Source organism: Pseudomonas sp. GW821-FHT02B10 (assembly GCF_059421865.1).
Genome location: NZ_JBWKVU010000016.1, coordinates 15441 through 41342 on the forward strand (window position 1 = coordinate 15441; position 25902 = coordinate 41342).

General features: G+C 62.4%; 24 protein-coding genes. 10 read left to right on the forward strand and 14 right to left on the reverse strand.

The features are described from left to right. Positions 1-10: 10 nt before the first annotated feature. From AC07VU_RS26785 to AC07VU_RS26805, 5 genes are all read left to right on the forward strand, one after another. A complete protein-coding gene (locus AC07VU_RS26785; RefSeq protein WP_007927104.1) occupies positions 11-1168 on the forward strand; it encodes a D-alanyl-D-alanine carboxypeptidase family protein in 1158 nt (385 codons plus the stop codon). Positions 1169-1248: 80 nt separating this feature from the next. Next, positions 1249-1524: a DUF493 domain-containing protein gene (locus AC07VU_RS26790; protein WP_007927103.1), complete on the forward strand. Its 276-nt coding sequence runs from the start codon at positions 1249-1251 to the stop codon at positions 1522-1524. Continuing rightward, positions 1524-2171, forward strand: a complete 648-nt coding sequence (gene lipB / locus AC07VU_RS26795) for a lipoyl(octanoyl) transferase LipB (RefSeq protein ID WP_274304778.1) — start codon at positions 1524-1526, stop codon at positions 2169-2171. The genes AC07VU_RS26790 and lipB overlap by 1 nt, the downstream gene beginning before the upstream one ends. A 1-nt stretch (position 2172) precedes the next feature. After that, on the forward strand, positions 2173-3195 hold the full coding sequence (gene lipA / locus AC07VU_RS26800; RefSeq protein ID WP_007927101.1) for a lipoyl synthase: 1023 nt from the start codon (positions 2173-2175) through the stop codon (positions 3193-3195). 168 nt (positions 3196-3363) lie between these two features. Next, entirely contained in the window at positions 3364-4311 is a 948-nt protein-coding gene (locus tag AC07VU_RS26805; protein WP_277589680.1) for a S66 peptidase family protein, read from the forward strand. A 78-nt stretch (positions 4312-4389) separates the two neighbouring features. Here the strand turns inward: AC07VU_RS26805 and AC07VU_RS26810 are convergent, their stop codons facing one another. The 5 genes from AC07VU_RS26810 to leuS form a co-directional block, all read right to left on the reverse strand. Further along, positions 4390-5712, reverse strand: coding sequence for a lytic murein transglycosylase (locus AC07VU_RS26810; protein WP_277589679.1), 1323 nt, complete (start codon positions 5710-5712; stop codon positions 4390-4392). Between the two features lie 61 nt (positions 5713-5773). Next, entirely contained in the window at positions 5774-5935 is a 162-nt protein-coding gene (arfA, locus tag AC07VU_RS26815) for an alternative ribosome rescue factor ArfA (RefSeq protein ID WP_007927093.1), read from the reverse strand. Between the two features lie 155 nt (positions 5936-6090). Then, complete coding sequence (gene holA, locus AC07VU_RS26820; RefSeq protein ID WP_007927092.1) at positions 6091-7128, reverse strand: DNA polymerase III subunit delta; 1038 nt, start codon at positions 7126-7128, stop codon at positions 6091-6093. A gap of 39 nt (positions 7129-7167) precedes the next feature. Beyond that, positions 7168-7773 carry an LPS-assembly lipoprotein LptE gene (locus AC07VU_RS26825; protein ID WP_097135108.1) on the reverse strand — a complete coding sequence of 202 codons (606 nt, stop codon included), beginning with the start codon at positions 7771-7773 and terminating at the stop codon, positions 7168-7170. Positions 7774-7861: 88 nt separating this feature from the next. Further along, complete coding sequence (gene leuS / locus AC07VU_RS26830; protein ID WP_495030802.1) at positions 7862-10468, reverse strand: leucine--tRNA ligase; 2607 nt, start codon at positions 10466-10468, stop codon at positions 7862-7864. Between the two features lie 260 nt (positions 10469-10728). Here leuS and AC07VU_RS26835 point away from each other — a divergent pair, with 260 nt between their 5' ends. Together AC07VU_RS26835 and AC07VU_RS26840 are read left to right on the forward strand one after the other, a co-directional pair. Next, on the forward strand, positions 10729-11049 hold the full coding sequence (locus tag AC07VU_RS26835) for a hypothetical protein (protein WP_009045783.1): 321 nt from the start codon (positions 10729-10731) through the stop codon (positions 11047-11049). 127 nt (positions 11050-11176) lie between these two features. Then, a complete protein-coding gene (locus tag AC07VU_RS26840; protein ID WP_495030803.1) occupies positions 11177-11947 on the forward strand; it encodes a YdcF family protein in 771 nt (256 codons plus the stop codon). 85 nt (positions 11948-12032) lie between these two features. Here the strand turns inward: AC07VU_RS26840 and lnt are convergent, their stop codons facing one another. From lnt to miaB, 5 genes are all read right to left on the reverse strand, one after another. After that, positions 12033-13556 (reverse strand): apolipoprotein N-acyltransferase, encoded by a 1524-nt coding sequence (lnt, locus tag AC07VU_RS26845; RefSeq protein ID WP_274304774.1) that lies wholly within the window; start codon positions 13554-13556, stop codon positions 12033-12035. A gap of 8 nt (positions 13557-13564) precedes the next feature. Next, entirely contained in the window at positions 13565-14404 is an 840-nt protein-coding gene (locus AC07VU_RS26850) for a CorC family transporter (RefSeq protein WP_274304773.1), read from the reverse strand. A 5-nt stretch (positions 14405-14409) separates the two neighbouring features. Beyond that, entirely contained in the window at positions 14410-14904 is a 495-nt protein-coding gene (ybeY, locus tag AC07VU_RS26855; protein ID WP_495030804.1) for an rRNA maturation RNase YbeY, read from the reverse strand. Then, positions 14897-15907 carry a PhoH family protein gene (locus tag AC07VU_RS26860; RefSeq protein ID WP_053262791.1) on the reverse strand — a complete coding sequence of 337 codons (1011 nt, stop codon included), beginning with the start codon at positions 15905-15907 and terminating at the stop codon, positions 14897-14899. The genes ybeY and AC07VU_RS26860 overlap by 8 nt, the downstream gene beginning before the upstream one ends. A 178-nt stretch (positions 15908-16085) precedes the next feature. After that, positions 16086-17414 carry a tRNA (N6-isopentenyl adenosine(37)-C2)-methylthiotransferase MiaB gene (miaB, locus tag AC07VU_RS26865; RefSeq protein ID WP_162235145.1) on the reverse strand — a complete coding sequence of 443 codons (1329 nt, stop codon included), beginning with the start codon at positions 17412-17414 and terminating at the stop codon, positions 16086-16088. Between the two features lie 135 nt (positions 17415-17549). Between miaB and AC07VU_RS26870 the strand changes: the two genes are divergently transcribed. Next, a complete protein-coding gene (locus AC07VU_RS26870; protein WP_007927079.1) occupies positions 17550-17876 on the forward strand; it encodes a DUF1820 family protein in 327 nt (108 codons plus the stop codon). 57 nt (positions 17877-17933) lie between these two features. Here the strand turns inward: AC07VU_RS26870 and AC07VU_RS26875 are convergent, their stop codons facing one another. From AC07VU_RS26875 to AC07VU_RS26890, 4 genes are all read right to left on the reverse strand, one after another. After that, complete coding sequence (locus AC07VU_RS26875) at positions 17934-18488, reverse strand: tetratricopeptide repeat protein (RefSeq protein WP_007927077.1); 555 nt, start codon at positions 18486-18488, stop codon at positions 17934-17936. Positions 18489-18703: 215 nt separating this feature from the next. After that, complete coding sequence (gene hemL / locus AC07VU_RS26880) at positions 18704-19987, reverse strand: glutamate-1-semialdehyde 2,1-aminomutase (RefSeq protein ID WP_009045779.1); 1284 nt, start codon at positions 19985-19987, stop codon at positions 18704-18706. 24 nt (positions 19988-20011) lie between these two features. Further along, positions 20012-20629, reverse strand: coding sequence for a thiamine phosphate synthase (gene thiE / locus AC07VU_RS26885; protein ID WP_274304772.1), 618 nt, complete (start codon positions 20627-20629; stop codon positions 20012-20014). A 17-nt stretch (positions 20630-20646) separates the two neighbouring features. After that, positions 20647-21444, reverse strand: a complete 798-nt coding sequence (locus AC07VU_RS26890; RefSeq protein ID WP_457275011.1) for a hydroxymethylpyrimidine/phosphomethylpyrimidine kinase — start codon at positions 21442-21444, stop codon at positions 20647-20649. Between the two features lie 292 nt (positions 21445-21736). Here AC07VU_RS26890 and AC07VU_RS26895 point away from each other — a divergent pair, with 292 nt between their 5' ends. Beyond that, entirely contained in the window at positions 21737-24118 is a 2382-nt protein-coding gene (locus AC07VU_RS26895; RefSeq protein WP_457275010.1) for a hybrid sensor histidine kinase/response regulator, read from the forward strand. 75 nt (positions 24119-24193) lie between these two features. Continuing rightward, positions 24194-25843, forward strand: coding sequence for an acyl-CoA dehydrogenase family protein (locus AC07VU_RS26900; protein ID WP_457275008.1), 1650 nt, complete (start codon positions 24194-24196; stop codon positions 25841-25843). Positions 25844-25902 lie beyond the last annotated feature (59 nt).

The window sequence follows — 25902 nt, forward strand, 5'->3', positions numbered from 1 at the left end:
CGAGAGACGGATGAACATCACCACCTTTGCCAAACGCCTGTGTCTGCTTGTCCCGCTGATCATCACGCCTGCCGCCTGGGCGGTAGAAGTGATGCCGTCGCCACCGCAGCTGGCCGCCAAGTCCTATGTGCTCATGGATGCCAGCAGCGGTAACGTGCTGGTGGAGAACAATGGTGACCAGCGCCTGCCGCCAGCCAGCCTGACCAAGCTGATGACGGCCTACATCGCGACCCTGGAAATCCGTCGCGGCCAGATCGGCGAGAACGACCCGGTGACCGTCAGCGAGAACGCCTGGCGTACCGGCGGTTCGCGGATGTTCATCAAGGTCGGCTCGCAGGTCACTGTCAGCGACCTGTTGCACGGCATCATCATTCAGTCGGGTAACGACGCCAGCGTCGCGGTTGCCGAGCACATTGCCGGCAGCGAAGATGCCTTTGCCGACATGATGAACAAGACCGCCGGCGACCTGGGCATGAGCAACAGCCACTTCATGAACCCGACCGGCCTGCCGAACCCCGAGCACTACTCGTCGGCGCACGATATGGCGGTACTGGCTCGCGCCATCATTCACGAAGACCCGGCTCACTACGCGATCTACTCGCAGAAAGAGTTCTTCTGGAACGGCATCAAGCAACCTAACCGCAACCTGTTGCTGTGGCGCGACAAGACCGTCGACGGCCTGAAAACCGGTCACACCGACGAAGCCGGCTACTGCATGGTGTCCTCGGCCGTGCGTGACGGCATGCGCCTGATCGCCGTGGTGTTCGGTACCAACAGCGAGCAGGCTCGCGCGGCCGAAACCCAGAAGCTGCTGACCTACGGTTTCCGCTTCTTCGAAACCCAGACCTTCTACCAGAAGGGCACCGAGCTGGCTCAGGCCCCTGTCTGGAAAGGCACCACCTCCCAGATCAAGGCCGGCCTGGCCCAGGACCTGACCATGACCATGCCAAAAGGCCAGCTGAAAAAGCTCGCTGCCAGCATGACCATGAATCCACAATTGATCGCGCCTATCGCCAAGGGTGACGTGATCGGTAAAGTCGAAGTGAAACTGGACGACAAGGTGGTGCACAGCGCCGATCTGATCGCTCTGGACGCGGTCGACGAAGGTGGTATCTTCCGCCGCATGTGGGATAGCATCCGTCTATTCTTCTACGGCTTGTTCAACTGATATTGTCGACCCGCGCGGCCCTCGCTCTGAAATAGAGCGGGGGCCGCGTCCGTCGCCACGGCTTACGAGGCCGTTACGCCATGACAGACACCGAAGTAAAGGCGCCAAAGATCGAATTCCCCTGCGCGGATTACCCGATTAAGGTGATCGGCGACACCGGCGTGGGTTTCAAGGACAAGATCATCGCGATCCTTGAAAAACACGCGACCGTTGACCACAAGACCCTGGCCGAGCGCCAGAGCACCAACGGCAAGTACACGACCATCCAGTTGCACATCGTCGCCACCGGTCAAGAACAGCTGTACGACATCAACAGCGAGTTGCGGGCCACCGGCTTCGTGCACATGGTGCTGTGATGCCTCAAACGCTGGGCTTTCGCGAGCTCGGCCAGATGGCCTACGAGCCGGTCTGGCAGGCCATGCAACGCTTTACCAACGAACGCGGCACCGACGCTCCCGATGAAGTCTGGCTGGTGCAGCATCCGCCGGTCTTTACCCAGGGCCAGGCGGGCAAGGCCGAACACCTGTTGCTTCCCGGGGATATCCCGGTGGTGCAGGTCGACCGGGGTGGCCAGGTGACCTATCACGGTCCTGGCCAACTGGTGGCTTATCTGCTGCTGGACGTGCGCCGCCTGGGTTTTGGCGTGCGCGACCTGGTCAGCCGGATGGAGCAGTCCCTGGTCGAGCTGCTGGCCAGCTACGGCGTGGCCGCGGCGGCCAAGCCGGATGCCCCCGGCGTTTACGTCGATGGCGCGAAAATCGCCTCCCTGGGCTTGCGGATCCGCCATGGTTGTTCCTTTCATGGCCTGGCCTTGAACGTGGACATGGATCTGCAGCCGTTTCGACGGATTAACCCCTGTGGCTATGCCGGGCTGGCAATGACCCAGCTGAGCGACCACACAGGACCGATTGAATTTGCCGAGGTAAGTGCCCGGCTGCGTGCGCAGCTCGTCAAACACCTCGACTATGCTGAGCAGACGACCCTAACGGGCGGAATCGACTGATATGACTACTGCGCAAGACGCTGTGCAAACCCTGATCCCGACGCTGGATGTTTCCGAGCGCCCGGCCCGTGCGAAAGTTGAAACCGGCGTTAAATTGCGCGGTGCCGAGAAAGTCGCGCGTATCCCGGTGAAGATCATCCCGACCACCGAACTGCCGAAGAAACCGGACTGGATTCGCGTGCGTATTCCGGTTTCCCCGGAAGTCGACCGGATCAAGCAATTGCTGCGCAAGCACAAATTGCACAGCGTCTGCGAAGAAGCGTCCTGCCCGAACCTGGGTGAGTGCTTCTCCGGCGGTACTGCGACCTTCATGATCATGGGCGACATCTGCACCCGTCGCTGCCCGTTCTGCGACGTCGGTCACGGCCGTCCGAAGCCTCTGGACGTCGATGAGCCGATGAACCTGGCAGTGGCCATCGCCGACCTGCGCCTGAAGTACGTGGTAATCACTTCGGTCGACCGCGACGACCTGCGCGACGGCGGTGCCCAGCACTTTGCCGACTGCATCCGCGAAATCCGCAAGCTGTCGCCGAACGTGCAACTGGAAACCCTGGTCCCGGACTACCGTGGTCGCATGGACGTAGCGCTGGAAATCACCGCTGCCGAGCCGCCGGATGTGTTCAACCACAACCTGGAAACCGTGCCGCGCCTGTACAAGGCCGCGCGCCCGGGTTCGGACTACCAGTGGTCGCTGACCCTGCTGCAGAAGTTCAAGCAGCTGGTGCCGCACGTACCGACCAAGTCCGGCCTGATGCTGGGCCTGGGCGAGACCGACGACGAAGTCATCGAGGTCATGAAGCGCATGCGCGAGCACGACATCGACATGCTGACCCTCGGCCAGTACCTGCAACCGTCCCGCAGCCACTTGCCGGTGCAGCGTTTCGTGCACCCGGACACCTTCGCCTGGTTCGCCGAGGAAGGTTACAAGATGGGCTTCAAGAACGTCGCCTCAGGCCCGCTGGTACGTTCCTCCTACCACGCCGACGAGCAGGCGAAGCTGGCCAAAGAAGGCCTGGTCTCCTGATGTAATACGCCCGCAAGGTCTTTTCCTTGCGGGCGTCATCTTCCGTTACGCTCGCGTCTCCCTCCCTTCATAGACTTTTCCTGCAAGCGCCGTGGCGTTTCGGCACTTCTGTTTGTCCGCTTTCATGTCTACTGTGCACTAGAGAATCCACACAGGGAGAACCATTGGATGACCCTCCAACCGACTGACGTCCTTTGTGCACAACGGCCAGTGCCGGCGCTGCCTTCGCAAGGGCTGATCGGCTTGATTGCACCCGCCGGGCCCGCGGCCCTGGATACCGAGCAAGCCGCCCGCTGGATGCGCGCTCGAGGTTATTCACTGCGGATTTATCCTGGGGTCCAACAGAAGGACGGCTATCTGGCCGGTAGCGACGAGGTCCGCCTGAACGACCTGCACGCCGCTTTCGCCGATGACGATGTCGATACCATCCTGTGCCTGCGGGGCGGCTATGGCAGCCCACGCTTGCTCGACCGGATCGATTACGACCTGCTACGCCGCCATGCCAAGCCGTTTGTCGGCTACAGCGACATCACCGCGCTGCATCTGGCCATCAATCGTCATGCGGGTTTCGTGACCTTTCATGGGCCGATGCTCAATGCCGACTTGTTGGGTGACAAACAGCCACCTACCGAGTCCTCGCTGTTCAGCCTGCTCCGGGGGCAGTTGAAGGCTGGCAGCCTGATGCCGCATCCGGTGGCTTATCCCTTGACCACCGTCGAGCCTGGCATCGCCTGCGGCCAGTTGCTGGGGGGCAACCTGTCGTTGATCGCCGCGACCATGGGCACGCCATACGAGATCAATGGCGACGGCATCATTCTGTTTATCGAAGACATCAACGAGCCGCTGTACCGGATCGACCGTCTGCTGACGCATCTGCGTCTGGCTGGCAAGCTCGACAGGCTTCGCGGGGTGCTGGTGGGAGATGTGGCAGGAGTAGAGCCCCAGGCGCTTGCCGTATTGCTCAAGCAGACCTTCGAACCCTTGCGCATTCCTGTTCTGGCTGGATGGCGCAGTGGCCACTGCGATCCGAACCTGACCCTGCCGCTGGGGGCGATGGTCAGGCTGGATGCGGGGGAGAAGCAGTTGATCCTGGAACAGGATGTGGTATTCGGCTGATCAGCCCGTGCTCGCTGCCCTTGTGGGAGCGAGCTTGCTCAACTATGGCGCCCCTATGATTCGGCGCGCAGGCCTGGCTCAACGCGAGCGCAGGCTCTCCAGCAGCTTGTGGGTCGGATAGCCGTCGGCAGGCCAGCCCAGCGATTGTTGGGCGTTGCGAATCGCCTTGCGGGTATTGGCGCCGATAATGCCGTCCGGGTTGCCGGCATCGTAATTGTTGGCACTGAGCAGGCTCTGCAGCTCGATGCGCTCGGAGCGGCTGAGGGGCATGTCGTCCTTCGGCCAGACGCCGTTGATCAGGCCTGAACCGTTGAAGCGTTGTGACAGCAGGTTTACCGCCAGGGCATAGGACGAGGAGTTGTTGTACTTCAGAACGGCGCGGAAGTTGTCGAGGATCAGGAACGCCGGACCGCGATAACCCGCCGGCAACAGCAAGGCCGCCGAAAGCTGCTCGGCGCCGGCCGGAACGCTGGCGCCGTTAGGCAGCTGCATGCCCAGGCGCAGCCATTCGGCTACCGGTTTGCGGATCGCTCCATCCGCCAGCGCATAGTCGAAGCCATTGGCCAGTTGCACTTCGAAACCCCATGGCTGGCCTTTCTGCCAGCCGGAGCTTTGCAGATAGTGCGCGGTCGAGGCCAGGGCGTCGGCCGGGCTGTTCCAGATGTCACGGCGGCCATCGCCGTCGAAGTCCACGGCATGGGTGTTGTAGGTGGTCGGGATGAACTGGGTCTGCCCCATCGCGCCGGCCCAGGAGCCGAGCATCTTCTCGGGCTGGATGTCGCCGTGCTGGAGAATCTGCAGGGCGGCCAGCAGCTGGCTGTTGGCAAAGGCCGGACGGCGACCTTCGTAGGCCAGGGTCGCGAGGGAGCGGATGACCGATTTGTTGCCCTGGAACTCACCGAAGTTGCTTTCCATACCCCAGACCGCCACCAGGGCCTGGCGATCGACGCCATAACGCTGTTCGATCTGCTGCAGGATGTCGGCGTACTGATTGAGCAGTGCCTGGCCCTTGCGCACGCGCAGCGGTGACAGAGCACCGTCGAGGTATTCCCACACCGGCCGGGTGAATTCCGGCTGGCTGCGGTCGGCCTTGATCACGCCCATGTCCGGGGTGATACCGGCGAATGCACGGTCGAAAAGATCGGCGCGGATCCCGGCGTTCAGGGCTTCGACACGGAAGCCTGCCTGCCATTGGGCAAAGGTCTGGGTTGGCTGGATGTCCAGGTTGTCGACGGCCAGTGGAGCGACGGTTGCAGGCGCGGCGAGAGGGGCGGCTTGAATGCTTTGGAGTGGCTGGGCATCGGCGGCGGTGGGTTTTTCCGCGCAGGCGACGAGCAGGGCAAGGCTGGAGGCAGCGATCAGTTGGCGCAGGTGCCAACGACGGGAAAGACAAAAGGGCATGCACAGGTCCAGAGAATACGAATCAGATACAGACCTTATCACGCCGGCGGGGTTCTCCGCTTTATGCAGCCAGAAAGTAAGAAGCCTCCCAGCTTTTAGACTGGAAGGCTTCGCGGCGGTAGCTGCCTTTGCCCTTGGCGGGTCGTTCCTGACGGCTGCGGAACAGTGGCTGGGCGATGATGGATTTGGCCTTGTTGGGGCCATGCTTGGATGGCTTGCTCATTTTCGGTTCTCGCTTGAGGTGGGTTTGCGCGGCAGATGATCGGCCAGCTTGACCCTGCTGTCCAGCCCTGTGATGTATAGGGTTTTTCAGCAAACCTCACGGATTCCCCCATTCCCTGTAGGAACGAGCTTGCTTGCTTCTGCAGGGCGTTGGGGTTACTCGGCTGGGAGAGGCAGACGTTGCCCGGCCATCAACAGCGACAGGCGGCTCAGGCTGCTCCAGGGCGAACCGGCGGCCTGCCCCTTGATCTGCGCATCGATACGCTGGGCGTCGAGCAGCAATTGCGCCCAGCGCGGCGCGGAATAGCGCTGCAGGGCCTTGCTCATCAACGGCTTGCGTTTGTCCCAGACGGGCGGACGGGCCTGGCTGAACACTTTATCCAGCGGAGTGCCCTGGCTGTACTGCAGCGACATATTGGCCAGCGCCCGCAGCTCCCGGGACAGTGCCCAGAGAATCACCGGCGGCTCGACACCTTCGCCGCGCAGGCCTTCGAGCATGCGCAGGGCATGCGCGGCCTCGCCATTGAGGATGGCGTCCACCAGCCCGAAAACATCGAAGCGCGCACTGTCGGCGACTGCCGCTTGCACGGTTTCCACCGTGATCTGGCCACCCTCGGCCATCAGCTTGAGCTTTTCGATTTCCTGGGCCGCGGCCAGCAGATTGCCTTCTACCCGGGCCGCAATGAGTTCCACGGCGTCCTGGCTGGCGGAAAGCCCGGCCTGGGACAGGCGTTGGCGAATCCACTGCGGCAACTGGTTGGCATCCACCGGCCAGATCTGGATGAACTGGGTCTGCTCGCCATCGATCAGGGCCTTGCCCCATTTGGTCTTTTGCGCACTGCCATCGAGCTTGGGCAGGCTGATCAGCAGCAGGGTATCTTCGGCCGGCCGTGAGCAGTATTCGATGAAGGCCGCGGCGCCTTTATCACCCGGCTTGCCCGAAGGCAGGCGCAGTTCCAGCAGGCGTTTTTCGGCGAACAACGACATGCTCGCGCCGGCTTGCAGCAGCGTTCCCCAATCGAAATTGGCGTCGGCGCTGAATACTTGGCGTTCATCGAAGCCTTGCTGGCGGGCGGCGGTGCGAATGGCGTCGGCGGCTTCCTGGCACAGCAACGGGTCGTCGCCACTGATGACATAGACCGGTGCGAGCGTGCCTTGCAGGTGTTTGCCGAGCTGAGCGGGGGCGAGTTTCATAAGGAGGGGCAAGCGGGGCGCCTGGGCGCCCCACAAGACTTACTGGTTCGGCAGCTGCATGGGCGACTGTTGCGGGGTTTCCGCCTCAGCCTTCTGCGCGGCTTCCAGCGCCTCGGCTTCGGCCTTGGCGCGGGCATCCGCGGTCTGCTGCAGTTGATCCAGCTGGGTCGGGGTCAGCAGTTGCAGGCGCAGCATCATGTTCTGCACCAGGTCGCGACGCATTTCCTTGCGCACTTCCAGCGATTCCTGGTCGGAACCCACCAGGTTGTTGCCGTCGTGGATGTAGACCTTCTGCACTTGCAGCTTGTCGCTGAGCAGGGTCAGGTTGTTCTGGCCCTGGATTTCGTAGTTCAGCACGGTAGTCAGTTCATACTCGGCTGAACGACCGGCACCGGCGTAGCTGAGGCTGCGCTGGGATTCCTGCTCGCGGGTCAGCACTAGCTTGTAGGGCGCACCGGCGTAGACCTTGACGCCACTGCTCTGCAGAACCTGGCGCAGCTGGGTCACGGTTTCGCCGTAGGCGTTACGGGCGCTCAGGTCGAGTTCCTTGATCGCCAGTTCGGTGGTGCCAGTACCGCGCAGCTGAAAGCCGCAGGCGCTCAGCAGTACGGCCAGGCCCATCACCAGGAGGTTGCGTTTGATCATCTTGTTGCTCCCCTTGAAACCATATGGGCCGACAGAGCGGCCCTGGAGGTTTTATTCGGCGTCAGCCTTGGGCTGACGCCTGATCCAATTAGCTAGCGACGATATTGACCAGCTTGCCAGGCACGACGATCACTTTACGAATCGTCAGGCCTTCGGTGAAGCGCAGCACGTTCTCGTTGCTCCGGGCGGCGGCTTCGATCTCTTCACGGCTGGCGCTGGCCGGCATTTCGATCTGGCCACGCAGCTTGCCGTTGACCTGGATGACCAGCGTCAGGCTGTCCTGCACCAGCGCGGTTTCGTCCACTGCCGGCCAGCCGGCGTCGATCACCGGGTCTGCGTGACCCAGTTGATTCCACAGCTCGTGGCTGATGTGCGGAGTGATCGGAGCCAGCAGCAACGTCACGGCTTCCAGGCCTTCGTGAACCAGTGCGCGATCCTGCTCGGTGTCTTGCGCCGCTTTTTCCAGCACGTTCATCAGCGTCATCACCTGGGCGATGGCGGTGTTGAATTTGTGGTTCTGGCCGACATCGTGGCTGGCCTGCTTGATGGCCAGGTGGATCGAGCGGCGAATAGCTTTCTGCTCGTCGTTCAGGCTGGCGACGTCCAGTTTGCCCGGCAGGCCCTGAGTGACGTGGGCTTGAGCCAGACGCCAGACGCGCTTGAGGAAGCGATGCGAACCTTCCACTCCGGAGTCGGACCATTCCGCGCTCATGTCGGGTGGCGAGGCGAACATCATGAACAGGCGGCAGGTGTCTGCGCCGAACTGGTCAATCATCGACTGTGGGTCGACGCCGTTGTTCTTTGACTTGGCCATCTTCTCGGTGCCGCCGATTTCCACCGGCAAGCCATCTGCGATCAGTTTGGCGCTAATTACTTTGGCTTTGCTGTCGCGTTCGAGTTCGACGTCCGCCGGGTTGAACCATGTATAGGCACCGTTGGCTTCGCGGCGGTAGTAGGTCTCGGCGACCACCATGCCTTGGGTCAGCAGGTTCTTGAACGGCTCGTTGGAACTGACCAGGCCCTCGTCGCGCATCAGCTTGTGGAAGAAGCGGGCGTAGAGCAGGTGCAGGATCGCGTGTTCGATACCGCCGATGTACTGGTCCACCGGCAGCCAGTGGTTGGCCGCGGCCGGGTCGACCAGGCCGCCCTCGTATTTTGGCGAGGCATAGCGGGCGTAGTACCAGGAGGACTCGACGAAGGTGTCCATGGTGTCGGTTTCACGCTTGGCAGGCTTGCCGCATTTCGGGCAGCTGCATTCGTAGAACTCGGGCATGCGCGCCAGTGGCGAACCGGCGCCGTCCGGCACCACGTCTTCCGGCAGCACTACCGGCAGTTGGTCTTGCGGTACTGGCACATCGCCACAGCTGTCGCAGTGGATGATCGGGATCGGGCAGCCCCAGTAGCGCTGGCGGCTGATGCCCCAGTCGCGCAGGCGGAACTGGGTGCGGGATTGGCCGAGGTTTTTCTTCAGCAGGGCAACTTCGATGGCATCGAAGGCGCCGGCAAAATCCAGGCCGTTGAACTCGCCGGAGTTGATCAGTTCGCCGTGCTCGCCGTAGGCGTCCTGCCAAGGCGCAGGCGTTTCGTCGCCAGCGCTGGTGCGCACCACGTTCTTGATCGGCAGGTTGTACTTGGTGGCGAATTCGTAGTCGCGCTCGTCGTGTGCCGGAACGGCCATCACCGCGCCATCGCCGTAGTGCATCAGCACATAGTTGGCGACCCATACCGGGAGTTTTTCACCGGTCAGCGGGTGTTCGACGAACAGCGAAGTCGGCAGGCCTTTCTTCTCTTGAGTGGCGATGTCGGCTTCGGCGACGCTGCCGCCCTTGCACTCGGCGATAAAGGCTTGCAGCGCCGGGTCGTTCTGCGCCGCCAGGGTGGCCAGCGGGTGCTCGGCAGCCACGGCGACATAGGTCGCGCCCATCAGGGTGTCAGGGCGGGTGGTGAAGACTTTCAGTGCGCCCGCTTCGCCGATAGAGACCTGGTCGTAGGGGAATTGCACTTCCATGCCACGGGATTTGCCGATCCAGTTGCGTTGCATGGTCTTGACCTGCTCGGGCCAGCCCGGCAGTTCGTCGAGACTCTCCAGCAGCTCATCCGCGTAGGCGGTGATCTTGAAGTAGTACATCGGGATTTCGCGTTTTTCGATCAGCGCGCCGGAACGCCAGCCGCGACCGTCGATCACCTGTTCGTTGGCCAGGACGGTCTGGTCGACCGGGTCCCAGTTCACGGTGCCGTTCTTGCGGTAGATCACGCCTTTTTCGAACAGGCGAGTGAACAGCCACTGTTCCCAGCGGTAGTAGTCCGGCTTGCAGGTAGTGACCTCGCGGGACCAGTCCACCGCCAGGCCCAGGCTGCGCAGTTGGGACTTCATGTAGGCGATGTTTTCGTAGGTCCACTTGGCCGGTGCGACATTGTTCTTCATCGCGGCGTTTTCCGCTGGCATGCCGAAGGCATCCCAACCCATGGGTTGCAGCACGTTCTTGCCTTGCATGCGCTGGTAGCGGGAGATCACGTCGCCGATGGTGTAGTTACGCACGTGCCCCATGTGTAGCTTGCCGCTGGGGTAAGGGAACATCGACAGGCAGTAGTAAGTTTCCTTGCCTGGCTGTTCACTGACTTCAAAGGACTTTTGCTCATCCCAGAACGACTGGGCGGCGGCTTCGATTTCACGGGGCTGATAGTGTTCGTGCATGGCTACTTTTGAACTGAATAGGGGTGGCCTAATCCTCTTCAATGCAACGTTGGGCGGTGATGACGCCAGATATGGCGTTTTCGCTACCCAGTCGAGCTGGAAGTGGAGTTACAGGAAGCGCCGTAGCATACATGACCGTGCTCTACCGAGGGAAACCCTGATTACGCGCCGTGGGCCGTTGGTCGCGGCACCCTGCCGGTTTCAGCAGTGCGGCTAAGCTCAAAAAGGGGGAGTGATTCTTACTTTCATGAGGTGAGTGGATGGTTGAGTCGCAGCGAAAAGTTACAAAACCCGAGTTGTACGAACGATTGATAGATCGTCTGGCTTTGGCCTTGGATACAGCGAAAACAGCAGGGAGCTTGCGTAATGAGCGTCCTGCGGAGTTGGAGTTGCGGGGCCTGAGTCACGCCGAGCTCGAGGTGATCAAAGCCTATTTGGATCGTAGCGAGCGTGAGACGCAATTGAGCGTGCTCGAATGCCTGAGGCACGAAGTGACTCCACATTCGGCCAAGGTCATCTGGTTGAAAGACAAGGTGCCCGCCCGGGATGCGGTAAAGGTCCGATCCCTGCAGTTCAAGTGAGTCTGCGCAGCCCATGCGGGCATCTGCGCAGCGTCAACGCCGCGTACCTTGTGCGTGAAATCTGTTTCGTATCTGTTGTCGCTTTGCTTTTACCCACTTAGGCTTCGAGCATCTTTGGAGATGCTCGATGCCTTTTCGTTATTTCGTCAAACAACTACTCCTGCCGCCAGGTCTTCTGTTGCTGCTGCTTCTGCTTGCCTGGTGGTTTCGCCGCTCGAGGCCGCGACTGGCCGGTGCGTGTTTTGCTCTCGGCCTGGGCGGGTTCTGGTTGATGAGCCTGCCTGTGATGGTGGAGTGGGGCGCCAGTGCCCTGGAAAGTGAGCCGGCGCTGACGCAAAGCCAGTGGTCGACCCTGGCCAAACAGGCCGATGCGATTGTGGTGCTGGGGTCGGGGCGTGAACGTGGCGATCCGGCCTGGGGTTCCGACCAGCCGACCGGTGTTGGCCTGGAGCGCCAACGCTATGCGGCGCGCCTGGCCAAGGCTTCCGGGCTGCCGATCCTGACCAGCGGTGGCCTGCACTACGGCACGCCGCCAACGGAAGCAGCGCTGATGGCCGAGTCGTTGCTGAACGACTTCGATGTGACGGTGCGCTGGCAGGAAGGGCGTAGCCGCACGACCTGGGAAAACGCCCAATTCACCGCGCAAGTGCTTAAGCCGCAAGGCGTCAAGCGTGTGGTGCTGGTCACCCAGGCCTGGCATATGCAGCGGGCTGTCTGGAGTTTCGAACAGGCAGGATTCACCGTGGTGCCGGCGCCCGTGGGGTTCCTCGGGGTGGATAACGCCAGGCCGCTGGGTGGCTGGATGCCGGAGTTCAAGTCGATCTGGCAGAGCGGCCAGTTGTTGAACGAGGCGGTGGGGCTGGTGGGCTACAAGCTGTTTTATCGTGGAGAGGACTAGGTTCATCTCGAGCCGGCCTGCTCCTGCTGGAATCGCAAATTCCCGCCAGGAGCAGCCGCTCGACGTTCGATGGCTCGCGATGAAGTCAGACGGTCTTGGCGATCCGGCTGGCCAGCAGGGCCCAGCCGAACAGCAGGACGCTCAGGATGATCAGGGGCCACGAGCGCCACTGCAGGTAAGGCGTCAGGTTGTGCATCGGCACCACTTCGCCATAGAGAATGCCGCGTTCGAACTGCGGAATCTGCACGGTGATCTTGCCGAATGGATCGATCAGGCCGGTCACCCCGTTGTTGGTGGCGCGGATCATCCAGCGGCCGGCTTCCAAAGCTCGCATCTGGGCCATCTGCAAGTGCTGCAACGGGCCGATCGAAGTGCCGAACCAGGTGTCGTTGCTGATGGTCAGCAGCAGGTCGCTGCGGGCTGACAGGCTGGCGGCGAATTCCGGGTAAACCACCTCGTAGCAGATGAACGGCGCGATCTGGTAACCCTTGGCTTGCAGTAAAGGCTGGTCGGCGGGGCCGCGGGCGAAGTCCGACATGGGCAGGTCGAAGAACGCAATCAGGCCGCGCAGCAAGTCCTGCAGGGGCACGTACTCACCGAATGGCACGAGCTTCTGCTTGAGGTACTCGCCATCGCCTTCGCCGACTACGGTAATGCCATTGAAGTAGCGCTTCTGGTGGTGGACTTCCTGGCGGATCGGTACGCCGGTGATCAACGCCGAATGCCGGTCGGCGGCGAAGTTGCCCATCATGTTCAGATAACCTTCGGCCGACTCCTTGAGGACGGGCACAGCGGTTTCCGGCCACACCAGCAGATCCACGCGCTTGGAACTGAAGCTCATGTCGCGGTACAGCGCCAGCTGGGAGTTGAGTTGCGCGGGGTCCCATTTCAGGCTCTGTTCGATATTGCCCTGGATCGCCGCCACGGTCAGCGGCTCGCCCGACGGGCTGGTCCAGGCATGCCCCTTGAGCGCGATACCGATCACCCAGGGGGCGACCAGCAGCACCAGGCCGGCGGCGATAAACCCCTTGCGCCCGGCACGGATCAGGCCGGGCAGGTTGTAGAGCAGGGCGGCGGTCAGCGCCAGGGCAAAGGAGATCAGCCACATGCCGCCCAGAGGGGCCAGGCCGGCCAGCGGGCCGTCGAGTTGGCTGTAGCCGGAATAGAGCCAGGGGAAGCCCGTCAGGAACCAGCCGCGGAAGGCTTCCTGGCCCACCCAAAGGGCGGCGAAGGCCAGGGCATCGGCGAGAGGGGCTTCATTGCGACGCAGCCAACGCGCCCAGAGCCAGGCCGGCAGGGCGAAAAAGAAGGCGATGGCGGCAATGAAGGCCAGCATCAGTAAACCGGCCAGCAGCACCGAGGCACCGCCGTAGGTATGGATGCTGACGTAGATCCAGCTGGTGCCGGCGGCAAACAGGCCGAAGCCGAAACACCAGCCGCGCCACAGCGCCTGGCGCGGGCTCAGCTCGCGCAGGCCGGCATAAAAGAAGCCGACCGCCAGCAGTGCCAGCGGCCAGATGTCGTACGGCGCCAGGGCCAGGGTGGTGATTGCGCCAGCCGCCATGGCCAGCAGGTTACCGGGCCAGCCGGGGCGGGTTAAGCGCAGCATGTCGATCCTTAGCGGGGGATAGGCGTTAGTCGCAGCAGATGAATCCGACGGCTGTCGGCATTCAGGATACGGAAGCGATAGGAGCCGATTTCGGTGATTTCGTTACGTTTAGGCAGGTGCCCGAACGCGCTCATCACCAGGCCGCCGACAGTGTCGAACTCGTCGTCGGAGAACTCGCTGTCGAAGAACTCGTTGAAGTTCTCGATCGGCGTCAACGCCTTGATCAGGAAATCGCCGCTTGGCAGGGGCTTGATGTAGCTGTCTTCCTCGACGTCGTGCTCGTCTTCGATGTCGCCGACGATCTGCTCCAGCACGTCCTCGATGGTCACCAGGCCTGCCACGCCGCCGTATTCGTCGATGACGATGGCCATGTGATTGTGGTTGGCGCGGAACTCACGCAGCAGTACGTTCAGGCGCTTGGATTCGGGAACGAAGGTCGCCGGACGCAGCAGGTCCTTGATGTTGAAGCTGTCGCCGTTCTCCTTGAGGATCAGCGGCAGCAGGTCCTTGGCCAGCAGGACGCCCATGACGTCGTCATGGCTTTCGCCGATCACCGGATAACGCGAGTGCGCGGAATCGAGGACGGACGGCAGGAATTCGCGGGGAGTCTGGGTCGCCTTGATGCTGATCATCTGCGAGCGCGGAACCATGATGTCCCGTACCTGCAGGTCAGCGACCTGGATGGCGCCTTCGACGATGGCCAGCGCTTCGCTGTCCAGCAACTTGTTCTGATGGGCTTCGCGCAGCAGCTCCAGCAGCTCCTGGCGGTTTTTCGGCTCATGGGCAAAAGCCTGGGTCAGTTTACCCAGCCACGACTTTTGCCCGCTGCTCGATCGGTCTTCGCTCATAGCGATTACTCTAAATCCTTGGTTGTTACAGATGGATGTTCTTCGGTTTCGTCGTCCGCATAAGGGTCGGGATGACCCAGTTCTGCAAGCAACGTTCGTTCCAGTGCTTCCATTTCCTCGGCTTCGTCGTCATCTATATGGTCGTAACCCAATAGATGCAAGCAGCCGTGAATCACCAGATGGGCCCAGTGGGCCTGGAGGTCCTTGCCTTGTTCGGCGGCTTCGCGCTCGACCACTTCGACGCAGATCACCAGGTCGCCGAGCAATGGAATGTCCAGCAGCTCGTCCGGCACATCGGCGGGGAACGACAGGACGTTGGTGGCGTAGTCCTTCTGCCGCCAGGTGCGGTTCAGTTCGCGGCCTTCGGATTCGTCCACCAGGCGAATGGTCAGTTCCGAGTCGGCGGTGCGCTGGCGCAGGGCCAGTTCACACCATTGGCGGAACAGGGCTTCGCTGGGAGCAGGCTTTTCGCTTGCCAGTTGCAGATCAAGCTCAAGCATCGTGGCGATTGCCTTTTTCCGCGGCGGACTCGTCGGCCACGCGCTGCTCGAAGCGCTCGTAGGCTTCGACGATGCGTTGCACCAGCGGATGGCGCACCACGTCCTTGGGCATGAAGTGGGTGAAGCTGATGCCCGGGACGTCCTTGAGGACGTTGATCACATGGGCCAGGCCGGACTTGGTGCCCTTGGGCAGGTCGACCTGGGTGATGTCGCCCGTGATCACGGCGGTGGAGCCGAAGCCGATCCGGGTCAGGAACATCTTCATCTGCTCGACGGTGGTGTTCTGGCTTTCGTCGAGAATGATGAAACTGTTGTTCAGCGTACGGCCGCGCATGTAGGCCAGCGGCGCAATCTCGATGACCTGGCGTTCGATCAGCTTGGCGACGTGTTCGAAGCCGAGCATTTCATACAGTGCGTCATACAACGGGCGCAGGTACGGGTCGATCTTCTGGGCCAGGTCGCCCGGCAGGAAGCCGAGTTTCTCACCGGCTTCGACCGCCGGACGCACCAGCAGGATGCGTCGTACCTGCTCACGCTCCAGTGCATCTACCGCACAGGCCACGGCCAGGTAGGTCTTGCCGGTACCGGCCGGGCCGATGCCGAAGTTGATGTCGTTGCCGAGGATTTCCTTGACGTAGCGCTGCTGATTCAAGCCGCGGGGGCGAATCATGCCTTTTTTGGTGCGCAGGGCCACGGCCGCTTCGGCGACAGGGTGATTGTCCAGTTCTTCGACGGCGGACTCCTGGAGGAACAGGTGCACCATGTCCGGCGACAGCTCGGTACCCTTGGTTTCCCGGTACAGGCGGCGCAGAAGGTTTTCCGCGGAGGTGGTGTGCTTGGGTTCGCCGATCAGTTCGAACTGATTGCCGCGGTTGCGGATCTCGATGGTCAGGCGCTGCTCGATCAAGCGCAAATGCTCGTCGAATTGCCCGCACAGATTGGCGAAGCGGCGAGCCTCAAAGGGCTCGAGGATGAAACGATGTGGTTCTATGGGTGCGTTCAAGGTCGTTTTTTAGCCGCCCAACGGCAATAAGGGATGAATTCAAGGATAACGCCAGCAGCCTGGGTGCGAAAGCTCTTATACAAAGCAATGTCTTTCGCCACATTTTCCTTGGAAGCCGGCTTCCCGGCGATGGCGGGCCCGAGGCCGCTACCGCTGGTCAGCCAGCATCGGCAGGAGATTATTGCAGCAGCGATCCGCGCAGCGAGTGAGGCTGGGCCGAGTCGATGTGCACATCGGCAAACTGGCCGATCAGCGTCGGGTTATCGCAGCGGAAATTGACAATGCGGTTGTTCTCGGTCCGCCCTTGCAGTTCGCCCGGGTCTTTCTTCGAGTAGTCGGTAACCAGGATGCGCTGGATCGAGCCGACCATCTGTCGGCTGATTTCGAATCCTTGCTGATTCAGCCGATGTTGCAGCGCGTTCAGGCGTTCCTTTTTCAACTCTTCCGGGGTGTCGTCCGCCAGGTCGGCCGCCGGGGTGCCCGGGCGCTGGCTGTAGACGAACGAGTAGGAGAAGTCGAAGCCGACGTCTTCGATCAGCTTCATGGTCTGTTCGAAGTCTTTTTCGGTCTCGCCGGGGAAGCCGACGATGAAGTCCGAGCTGATGCAGATGCCCGGCACGGCGGCGCGCAGTTTGCGCAGCTTGGATTTGTATTCCAGCGCCGTATGGTTGCGCTTCATGGCTGCGAGAATCCGGTCGGAACCCGATTGCACCGGCAAGTGCAGGTGTTTCACCAGTTCCGGCACTTCGGCGTGGGCCTGGATCAGGCTGTCGGAGAATTCCAGTGGATGGGAGGTGGTATAGCGGATGCGCTCGATGCCATCGACCGCCGCGACCACACGGATCAGTTCGGCGAGGTCGGCCAGGCGGCCGTCGTGGGTCTGGCCACGGTAACCGTTGACGTTCTGCCCCAACAGGGTGACTTCGCGCACGCCGTTTTCCGCCAGGTGGATGATCTCGCAGATCACGTCGTCGAACGGCCGGCTGACTTCCTCGCCACGGGTGTAGGGCACCACGCAGAAGGTGCAGTACTTGCTGCAGCCTTCCATCACCGAGACATAGGCACTCGGGCCGTCGATGCGCGGCTCTGGCAGGTGGTCGAATTTCTCGATTTCCGGGAACGAGACGTCGACCTGCGGCAGCTTGCTGCTGCGGGCGGCATCGATCATTTCCGGCAGGCGGTGCAGGGTCTGCGGGCCGAAGACCACGTCGACATAGGGCGCGCGATCGCGGATGGCCGCGCCTTCCTGGCTGGCCACGCAACCGCCGACGGCGATGACCATGTCCGGGTTGGCCAGCTTCAGCTCGCGCCAGCGACCCAGTTGGGAATACACCCGGTCCTGGGCTCGTTCGCGGATCGAGCAGGTGTTGAGCAGGATGACGTCCGCGTCTTCGGCGCGGGCGGTGACTTCCAGGGCCTGGTGTTCACCCAGCAGATCGACCATGCGCGAGCTGTCGTACTCGTTCATCTGGCAACCGTGGGTTTCTATGTAGAGCTTCTTGGCCATGGACGGAGTCATCACGTGATTCAAAGAACCGCGCATTATAGGGAACATGGCCTGAGGTTCCTACCGCTGCGCGTCCGGTGGCTATGCTATAGTTCGCGCCCTCTTTTATATCCCCCGATGTGTTACCCGCCCACCATGACCAAACGTGAAGCTCCAATCTACAAGGTGATTTTCCTCAACCAGGGACAGGTGTTCGAAATGTACGCCAAGCAGATCTATCAAAGTGATCTGTGGGGTTTCCTGGAGGTGGAAGAGTTCGTCTTTGGCGAGCGCACGCAAGTGGTCGTCGATCCGAGCGAAGAGAAGCTCAAGGCCCAGTTCGAAGGCGTGGTACGCAGCTTTGTGCCGATGCATTCGATCGTGCGCATCGACGAGGTCGAGCGCCTGGGCACGCCGAAGATCAGCGAGGCGCGTGGCGTGAGCAACGTCATGCCGTTTCCGATGCCGATGCCTGAGAAATAAGGGCTGTATCGAGAAGAGCGTCGCATTCCATCGCGGGCAAGTGTGCTCGCGATGCACTCAAGGCAGGGGTGAGAAGGGCGAACGCCCGTCGGCGCTCTGCAATTCCATCAGGTATTTGCGGAAAATCTGCCCCAGCACCTGGGTGGCGACTTCCAGCTCATCGCGCTGCATGTGCTCGGCCACTTCGTCAGCCGTGTCCAGTGCCTCTTCGGCACCGTTGACCGCCGCCATCTTCAGCACGATATAGGCCTGAACGTTGTTGGCCGGTACGCCTTCGCCGCGAAAGAACATGGTGCCGAGTTTGAATTGCGCCTGGGCGTGGCCTTGCAGCGAGGCCTTTTCAAAGTAGCTCAGGGCCTGATTGAGATCGCGCGGGGTATTTTTACCTTCATAGTAGAACTCGCCCAACTCGTATTGCGCTTGCGCATCCCCTTCGTCAGCCGCCTTCTGGCAGACCGCCAGGGCCTCGGACAGATCCTGTGACTGAGTATTGAGGGTGCAGCGACCCATCGCTGGGATCAACAACGAGTTGCCGCCTGCTTGTGCGTGCGCGAGCAGGGGCTGAAGGAGCAACAGGCAGCCCAGTGCAAGGGCGCGGCCGGTGCGGTTCATGGGAATCGACTTACCTCTGAAGGGCGCGCGGACCCATCGAGGGATCCAATAAGCGCGCATTATGAAATAAGCAGGGCCAACCTTACAAAGTCTTTACTCGTTTTTCTGCTGCGCGGGCGCGATATCCGCCGCTTTCGGGGCTGTTTCGGGAGTTGGGGCGCGAATGCAGCGTAAAACCGGCGCCAGCAAGTGTGGCGCCGGTTTGGCGGGGAAGGTTACTTCAGGGCAGCGAAAGCGCGTTCGGCCGCGTCCAGGGTCAGTTTCAGCTCGGCGTCGCCGTGGGCGATCGAGGTGAAGCCGGCTTCGAAGGCACTCGGGGCCAGGTAGACACCGCCTTCGAGCATCAGGTGGAAGAAGCGTTTGAACAGGTTGGCATCGCTGGCCATCACATCATCGAACGTGACGATATCGTCGGCGCCGCTGAAATACAGGCCGAACATGCCGCCGGCCTGGGTGGTCACGAACGGGATGCCGGCGGCGTCGGCGCGTTGCTGCAGGCCGTCGAGCAGGCGGCTGGTGTAGTCGCTCAGCTCGGCGTGGAAGCCCGGGCGGCTGATCAGGCGCAGGGTGGTCAGGCCGGCGGCCATGGCCAGCGGGTTGCCCGACAGGGTGCCGGCCTGGTAGACCGGGCCCAGCGGCGCGATGTGTTCCATGATCTTGCGTTTGCCGCCGAAGCAGCCCACCGGCATGCCGCCGCCGATGATCTTGCCGAAGGTGGACAGGTCCGGGGTCACCCCGTAGTGCGCCTGGGCACCGCCCAGGGCGACGCGGAAACCGGTCATCACTTCGTCGAAGATCAGCACCACGCCGTGCTTGTCGCACAGGCTGCGCAAGCCTTCGAGGAAGCCCGGGGCCGGAGGCACACAGTTCATGTTGCCGGCCACCGGCTCGACGATGATGCAGGCCACTTCCTGGCCGACTTCGGCGAGCATCTTCTCGACCGCGTCGATGTCGTTGAACGGCAGGGTCAGGGTGTGTTTGGCGAAGGCCGCCGGTACGCCGGCCGAGCTGGGCACGCCCTGGGTCAGCGCGCCGGAGCCAGCCTTGACCAGCAGGCTGTCGGAGTGGCCGTGGTAGCAGCCTTCGAACTTGATGATGCTGTCGCGGCCGGTGAAACCACGGGCCAGGCGGATCGCGCTCATGGTCGCTTCGGTGCCGGAGCTGACCATGCGCACCATTTCCATGGACGGCACGATGGAGCAGACCAGGTCGGCCATTTCAGTTTCCATGGCGGTCGGGGCACCGTAGGACAGACCGTGTTCCAGCTGCTTGCGCACCGCGTCCAGCACATCCGGATGGCTGTGGCCAAGGATCATCGGCCCCCAGGAACCGACGTAGTCCACATAACGCTTGTCGTCTTCGTCGGTGACGTAGGCGCCTTCGGCGTGTTTGAAGAACAGCGGCGTGCCGCCCACGCTCTTGAACGCACGCACGGGCGAGTTCACGCCACCGGGGATGTGTTTCTGGGCATTGGCAAACAGGGTTTCGGAACGAGACATGATCGGACTCTCGGAAATCAGCGGTTAGAAGAGGGCGTTGAAGGCGCGGGCACGGCGGGTCACTTCCTGGGCGCTGTCGGCGCCGAACAGGCCATGGACCACGGCCAGCAGGTCGACGCCATGGGCGACCAGCGGCGCGGCGTTCTCCAGGGTGATGCCGCCGATCGCGCAGATCGGCAGGTGCAGCCGGGCGCGGGCCTGGCCCAGCAGCTCCAGGTTGGCCGTCGGCGCGCCGGGCTTGGTGTTGGAATTGAAGAAGCGACCGAAGGCGACATAGCTGGCGCCTTCCTTGGCGGCTTGCTCGGCCAGTTCCAGCTGGGCGTGGCAGGTCGCGCCGATGATCGCCTGGCGGCCGAGCAGGGCACGGGCCGGCGTCAGCGGGCCGTCGGTCTGACCCAGGTGTACGCCGACGCCGATGCGCGCGGCCAACTCGGCGTCGTCGTTGATGATCAGTTGCGTCTTGTAGCGCTCGCACAAGCTATGCAGGGCTTCGGCTTCGCGCAGGCGGCGGGCCTCGTCGCTGCTCTTGTCGCGGTATTGCAGGAGGGTCACGCCACCGTCGAGCGCCGCCTCCACATACTGCAGGAATTTGCCGGCCAACAGTTGGCTGTCGGTAATGGCATACAGACCACGTAGTTTCATCGTGCGAGCCTCATGGCTTACGAGCAGAAGTCCAGCGGCAGGCGGCGCGGTACGAACTGGCCTTGGCCCAGTTGCTCGGCGTCGCGCAGGGTGCGCCAGGTGTAATCGAGGGCCGACTTCACGGCGCTGGCCAGGTTTTCGCCCTGGGCCAGGCGTCCGGCCAGGGCGCTGGCCAGGGTGCAACCGGAACCGTGATAACTGCCCGGCAGCCGCTGGCAGGTGTAGGTGTGACGGCTGCCGTCGCGGCTGTACAGGCGATTATGCACTTCATGCTCGTCGCCATGGCCGCCGGTGATCAGCAGGTGTTTGACGAACGGCAGGAGCTTTTCCGCGCACTGGTCCGCAGTGCCTTCGGGCAACTCGGCGAGGATTCGTGCTTCCGGAAGGTTCGGGGTGGCGATGGTCGCCAGTGGCAGCAGGCGTTCACGCATGGCGTAACCGACCTCGTCCTTGCCCAGGCGTCCGCCGCCGCCGGCGCGCAATACCGGGTCGCAGACCATCGGCAGGGGCGGATACGCCTGCAACAGCTCGACCACGGTGTCGACCATTTCCAGCGAGCCGAGCATGCCCAGCTTGACCGCGGCGACCCTGGAGTCGTTGAGTACGGCGTTGGCCTGGGCCAGCACCCACTCGCGATCCAGCACACGGAAGTCGCTGACGTTGACCGTATCCTGCACGGTCAGCGCGGTCACGGTGGGAGCTGCATGACAACCCTGGGCGAGCAGGGCTTCGATATCTGCCTGCAGGCCGGCGCCACCACTGGGGTCGTGGCCGGAGAGACAGAGGACAACGGGGCGAGAGCTGTAGATATTCATGGTGCGCGAGCTTACCACCAAACGTCTTTTTTGCACGGCTCCTCGCGTGTCGGCCGGGGCTGGTTTTTCCGCCTTGCCGACAAGTTGACCGAGGCAACAGCTCTAGATCAATGGATAGCGCTGAAACGCCCGTTCTAGAGCCTTTAAACTAAAACTTTTCATGGTGTTCTTTGGCCATCAACGGCTATGCTAGAGTGGATCCAAACCAATAACAGGTCATGCCGGTTTTACGTCTACTCAAAGGGAAATGGGGGGCTTCCTGACACAACCGGACAGGCCACGCTGGGGCTTTATGCGCTATTTGCTGATGTTGCTGTTGAGCTTGCCGATGCTGGCTGGCGCGGTCGAGTTCGACGAGTTCACCCAGAGCCTGCCCTTGGGTCGGGTGATGCAGGTGTTTGAAGACGCGAGTGGTCAGGCAACGATCGCGGATGTCAGCGCAGCGGCGATGGCCGGTAGTTTCAAGACCCATGACAAGGCCACCCTCAACGCCGGTTACTCCCGCTCGGCATTCTGGCTGAAAATCCACCTCAGCTACCGTCCCGCCAACCCTTCCATACGACACACCTGGCTGCTGGAGCTGGCCTATCCGCCGCTCGATCATCTGGAACTGTATGTGCCCGATGAAACCGGGGGCTACCGTCTGGCCCAGCGCACCGGCGATGCCTTGCCGTTCGACAGCCGGCAGATCCGCCAGAACAATTACCTGTTTGATCTGAGCTTCGCGCCCTACGAGCAAAAGACCCTGTTCCTGCGCCTGCAGAGCCAGGGCTCGGTCCAGGCGCCGGTGACGCTCTGGTCCAGCACGGCGTACCTGGAAGCGCAGCCGGTGCGCCTGTATGTACTCGGCCTGATCTACGGCGTGCTGCTGGGGATGCTGGTCTACAACCTGTTCATTTACCTGAGCGTGCGCGACACCAGTTACCTCTATTACATCCTCTACATCGCCTCGTTCGGGCTGTACCAACTGTCGGTGAACGGCGCCGCGGTGGAGTACTTCTGGCCGGGCAACCCGTGGTGGGCCAACGCGGCAACGCCATTTTTCATCGGCGCGGCGGCCCTGTTCGGCAGCCAGTTCGCCCGCAGTTTCCTGCAGACCGCCAGCCACAGCCGCTGGGTCGATCGCCTGCTGCTGGTGCTGATCCTGTGCAGCGCCGTGGTGGTGGCCCTGTCGCTGATGACCAGCTACGCCCTGGCGTTGCGTCTGGCCACGGCCCTGGCGCTGATCTTTACCGTGGTGATCTTCGTCTCCGGCATCGTCGCCTGGTGCCGCGGCATGCGCGTGGCGCGCTACTTCATCATCGCCTGGTCGGCGTTCCTGGTGGGTGGGATCATCAATACCCTGATGGTGCTGGGTTATCTGCCGAACATGTTCCTGACCATGTATTCCAGCCAGATCGGTTCGGCCATCGAGGTGGCGCTGTTGTCGCTGGCCCTGGCCGACCGCATCAACTCGATGCGCGAGCAGCAGGCGCAGACCCTGTTCGATGCCGGGCAGAAGCTCGAAGTGCTCAACCAGCAGCTGGCCCACAGCAACCGGCTCAAGGATGAGTTCCTCGCCACCCTGACCCACGAACTGCGCACGCCGATGAATGGGGTGATCGGTTCCCTGGAGCTGATGCAGACCGTCGATCTCGATCCGGAGCTGGAGCAATACCAGCAGACTGCCGCCGGTTCGGCCCGGGACATGATGCGTATGGTCAATGGCATCCTGACCTTGACCGAGCTGCAGGCCGGCAAGCTCAGCGCCCAGCACGAGACTTTCAGCCTGCGTTCGCTGCTCGATGCCTTGCTGGGCCAGTTTTGCGCCAACGCCTCGGCCAAGGGGCTGGGCTTCGATGTCGACCTGGCCGCCGGGTTGCCCGATCGGCTGCTGGGCGATCGCGGCAAGTTGAGCCAGTGCCTGGAGTGCCTGCTGGACAATGCCATCAAGTTCACCCGGGTGGGTGGCCTGGTCCTGCGAGTGACTGGCAAGCCAGTGGCAACCGGGCGGGTGGCGATGACCTTCGCGGTGATCGACACCGGCATCGGTTTCGTCAATCTCGATGAGGCCTCGTTGTACCAGCGCTTCTTCCAGCTCGATGGATCGATGACCCGTGAATACGGCGGACTGGGCGTGGGGCTGGCGATCTGTCGGCAACTGGTGGATCTGTTGGGTGGCCAGCTGACCCATGAATCGGAGCCGGGGCGTGGCAGCTGTTTCCGCCTGGAGGTGACCTTCGATGTGGACGGCGAGCAGCCGATGGCCTCCCAGCCGGCCTTGCGGGTCCGCGCCGTCCGGCGCATGCCGCAGGATTGCAGCGTGCTGCTGGTGGACGACAACAGCATCAATCAACTGGTGATCCGCGGCATGTTGCTCAAGCTGGGTTATCAGGTACGCACGGCCGAGAACGCTCGCGGGGCGCTGGCGTTGTTGCGCCGAGAATCGGTGGATGCGGTATTGCTCGATTGCCAGATCGAGCAGGCCGAGGCGCTCAAGCTGTGCGACCAGGTGCATGGCATGCCGGGTTGCGCCGGGTTGCCGGTGCTGCTGGTGTCGGCCTTGGCACATGGTCTGGATGCTGAGCGCTGCCTGCTCGATTACCTCTCTTGGCCGGTGAAATTCGAAGAGTTGCAAAGCGTTCTGGCGCGTCGGGTACTGGCCTCGGAACAGGGCGAAAGCGCCGGCATTTAGGCGGGTATGCCACTTTGTTCGGTGGGGAGGGGGTGCTTAACTGAGGTTCTGGCACACCCCTCAAGGAGCCCCGACATGAACCTGCATCAGTTCGCCGAGACCCACGAAGTCACCAACCAGCCACCTTCCCTGGACGGTACTAACCTCTATCGAATCGATCTGCCGTTGCAGGAGTGGGCACGGCATTTCGGCGCCGGCTGGGCCGAATCGCGGATCGACGCCTACGGTGCCCTGGCCGGTGGGCCGCTGATGGAAGCGGGGTTCCTGGCCAACCAGAACAAGCCGGTGTTCACCAGCCATGACCGTTACGGGCATCGCCTCGACCTGGTGGAGTTTCATCCGGCGTATCACGAGCTGATGCGCACCGCCATCGAGCACGGCCTGACGTCCTTGCCCTGGGCTCATCCGCAATCCGGGGCCCATGTCGCCCGCGCCGCCATGACCTATCTGCACAGCCAGGCCGAGGCCGGCAGCGGTTGCCCGCTGACCATGACCTTCGCCTGTGTGCCGGCGCTGAAGCTGCAGCCGGATCTCGCCGAACAGTGGCTGCCGAAAGTCCTCGCCACCGAATATGACCCGCGCAATGTCGGCATGGCCCACAAGGCCGGCGTCACCATCGGCATGGCGATGACCGAGAAACAAGGCGGCACCGATGTGCGCGCCAACACCACCAAGGCGTATCCGGTGGGCGCTACGGGGCCGGGGCAGGCTTATGAACTGGTGGGCCACAAATGGTTCTGTTCGGCGCCGATGTGCGACGCCTTCCTGACCCTGGCCCAGACCGAAAAAGGCCTGACCTGCTTCCTGTTGCCTCGCCATCGTCCGGATGACAGCCGCAACCAGTTCTATATCCAGCGCCTGAAAAACAAGCTCGGCAATTGCTCCAATGCCTCCAGCGAAGTGGAGTTCCGTGGGGCCCTGGCGTGGATGATCGGTGAAGAAGGGCGCGGTGTGCCGACCATCATCGAGATGGTGGCCATGACCCGCTTCGATTGCATGGTCGGCTCCAGCTCGCTGATGCGCCAGGCCCTGACCCAGGCCGCCCATCATTGTGCCCATCGGCTGGTGGGCGGGCGTGTACTCAGCGAGCAACCCTTGATGCAGAACGTACTGGCCGACCTGGCGCTGGAAAGCGAGGCGGCGCTGGCCTTGAGCCTGCGCATGGGCCGCGCGCTGGACAACCTGGATGACCCGCAAGAAGCCATGTTCTCGCGACTGGTGACGGCGGTGGGCAAGTACTGGATCTGCAAGCGGGCCCCGGCAATGATCAACGAGGCCGCCGAGTGCATGGGCGGCGCCGGTTATGTCGAGGAGAGCATTCTGCCGCGGCTGTACCGCGAAGCGCCGGTCAACTCGACCTGGGAAGGTTCCGGCAACGTGCAGTGCCTGGATGTGCTGCGCGCCTTGTCCAAGGAGCCGGGTGTGCTCGATGCGTTGTTCGCCGAGCTGGGCGATGGCCATGGCGACAGGCGCCTGGCCGCGCATATCACCAACCTGAAAGGCGCCTTCCAGGACACCGACGACATTCAGTACCGCGCCCGCCAGCTGACCGAGGACATCGCCTTGGGCCTGCAGGCCAGGCTGCTGCTGGAGGCCGGCAACGCAGCGGTCAGCGATGCCTTTATCGCCAGTCGCCTGGGTTCGGCAGGAAGGGTCTACGGCACCTTGCCGCGAGGGCTGGATGTGGAAGCGATAGTCGCGCGCTCCACCCCGACAGGCTTCTGACTGGTTTGTTGTAGGGGCGAGCTTGCTCGCGATAAATAGTCCAGGCTACCGATCGGCTG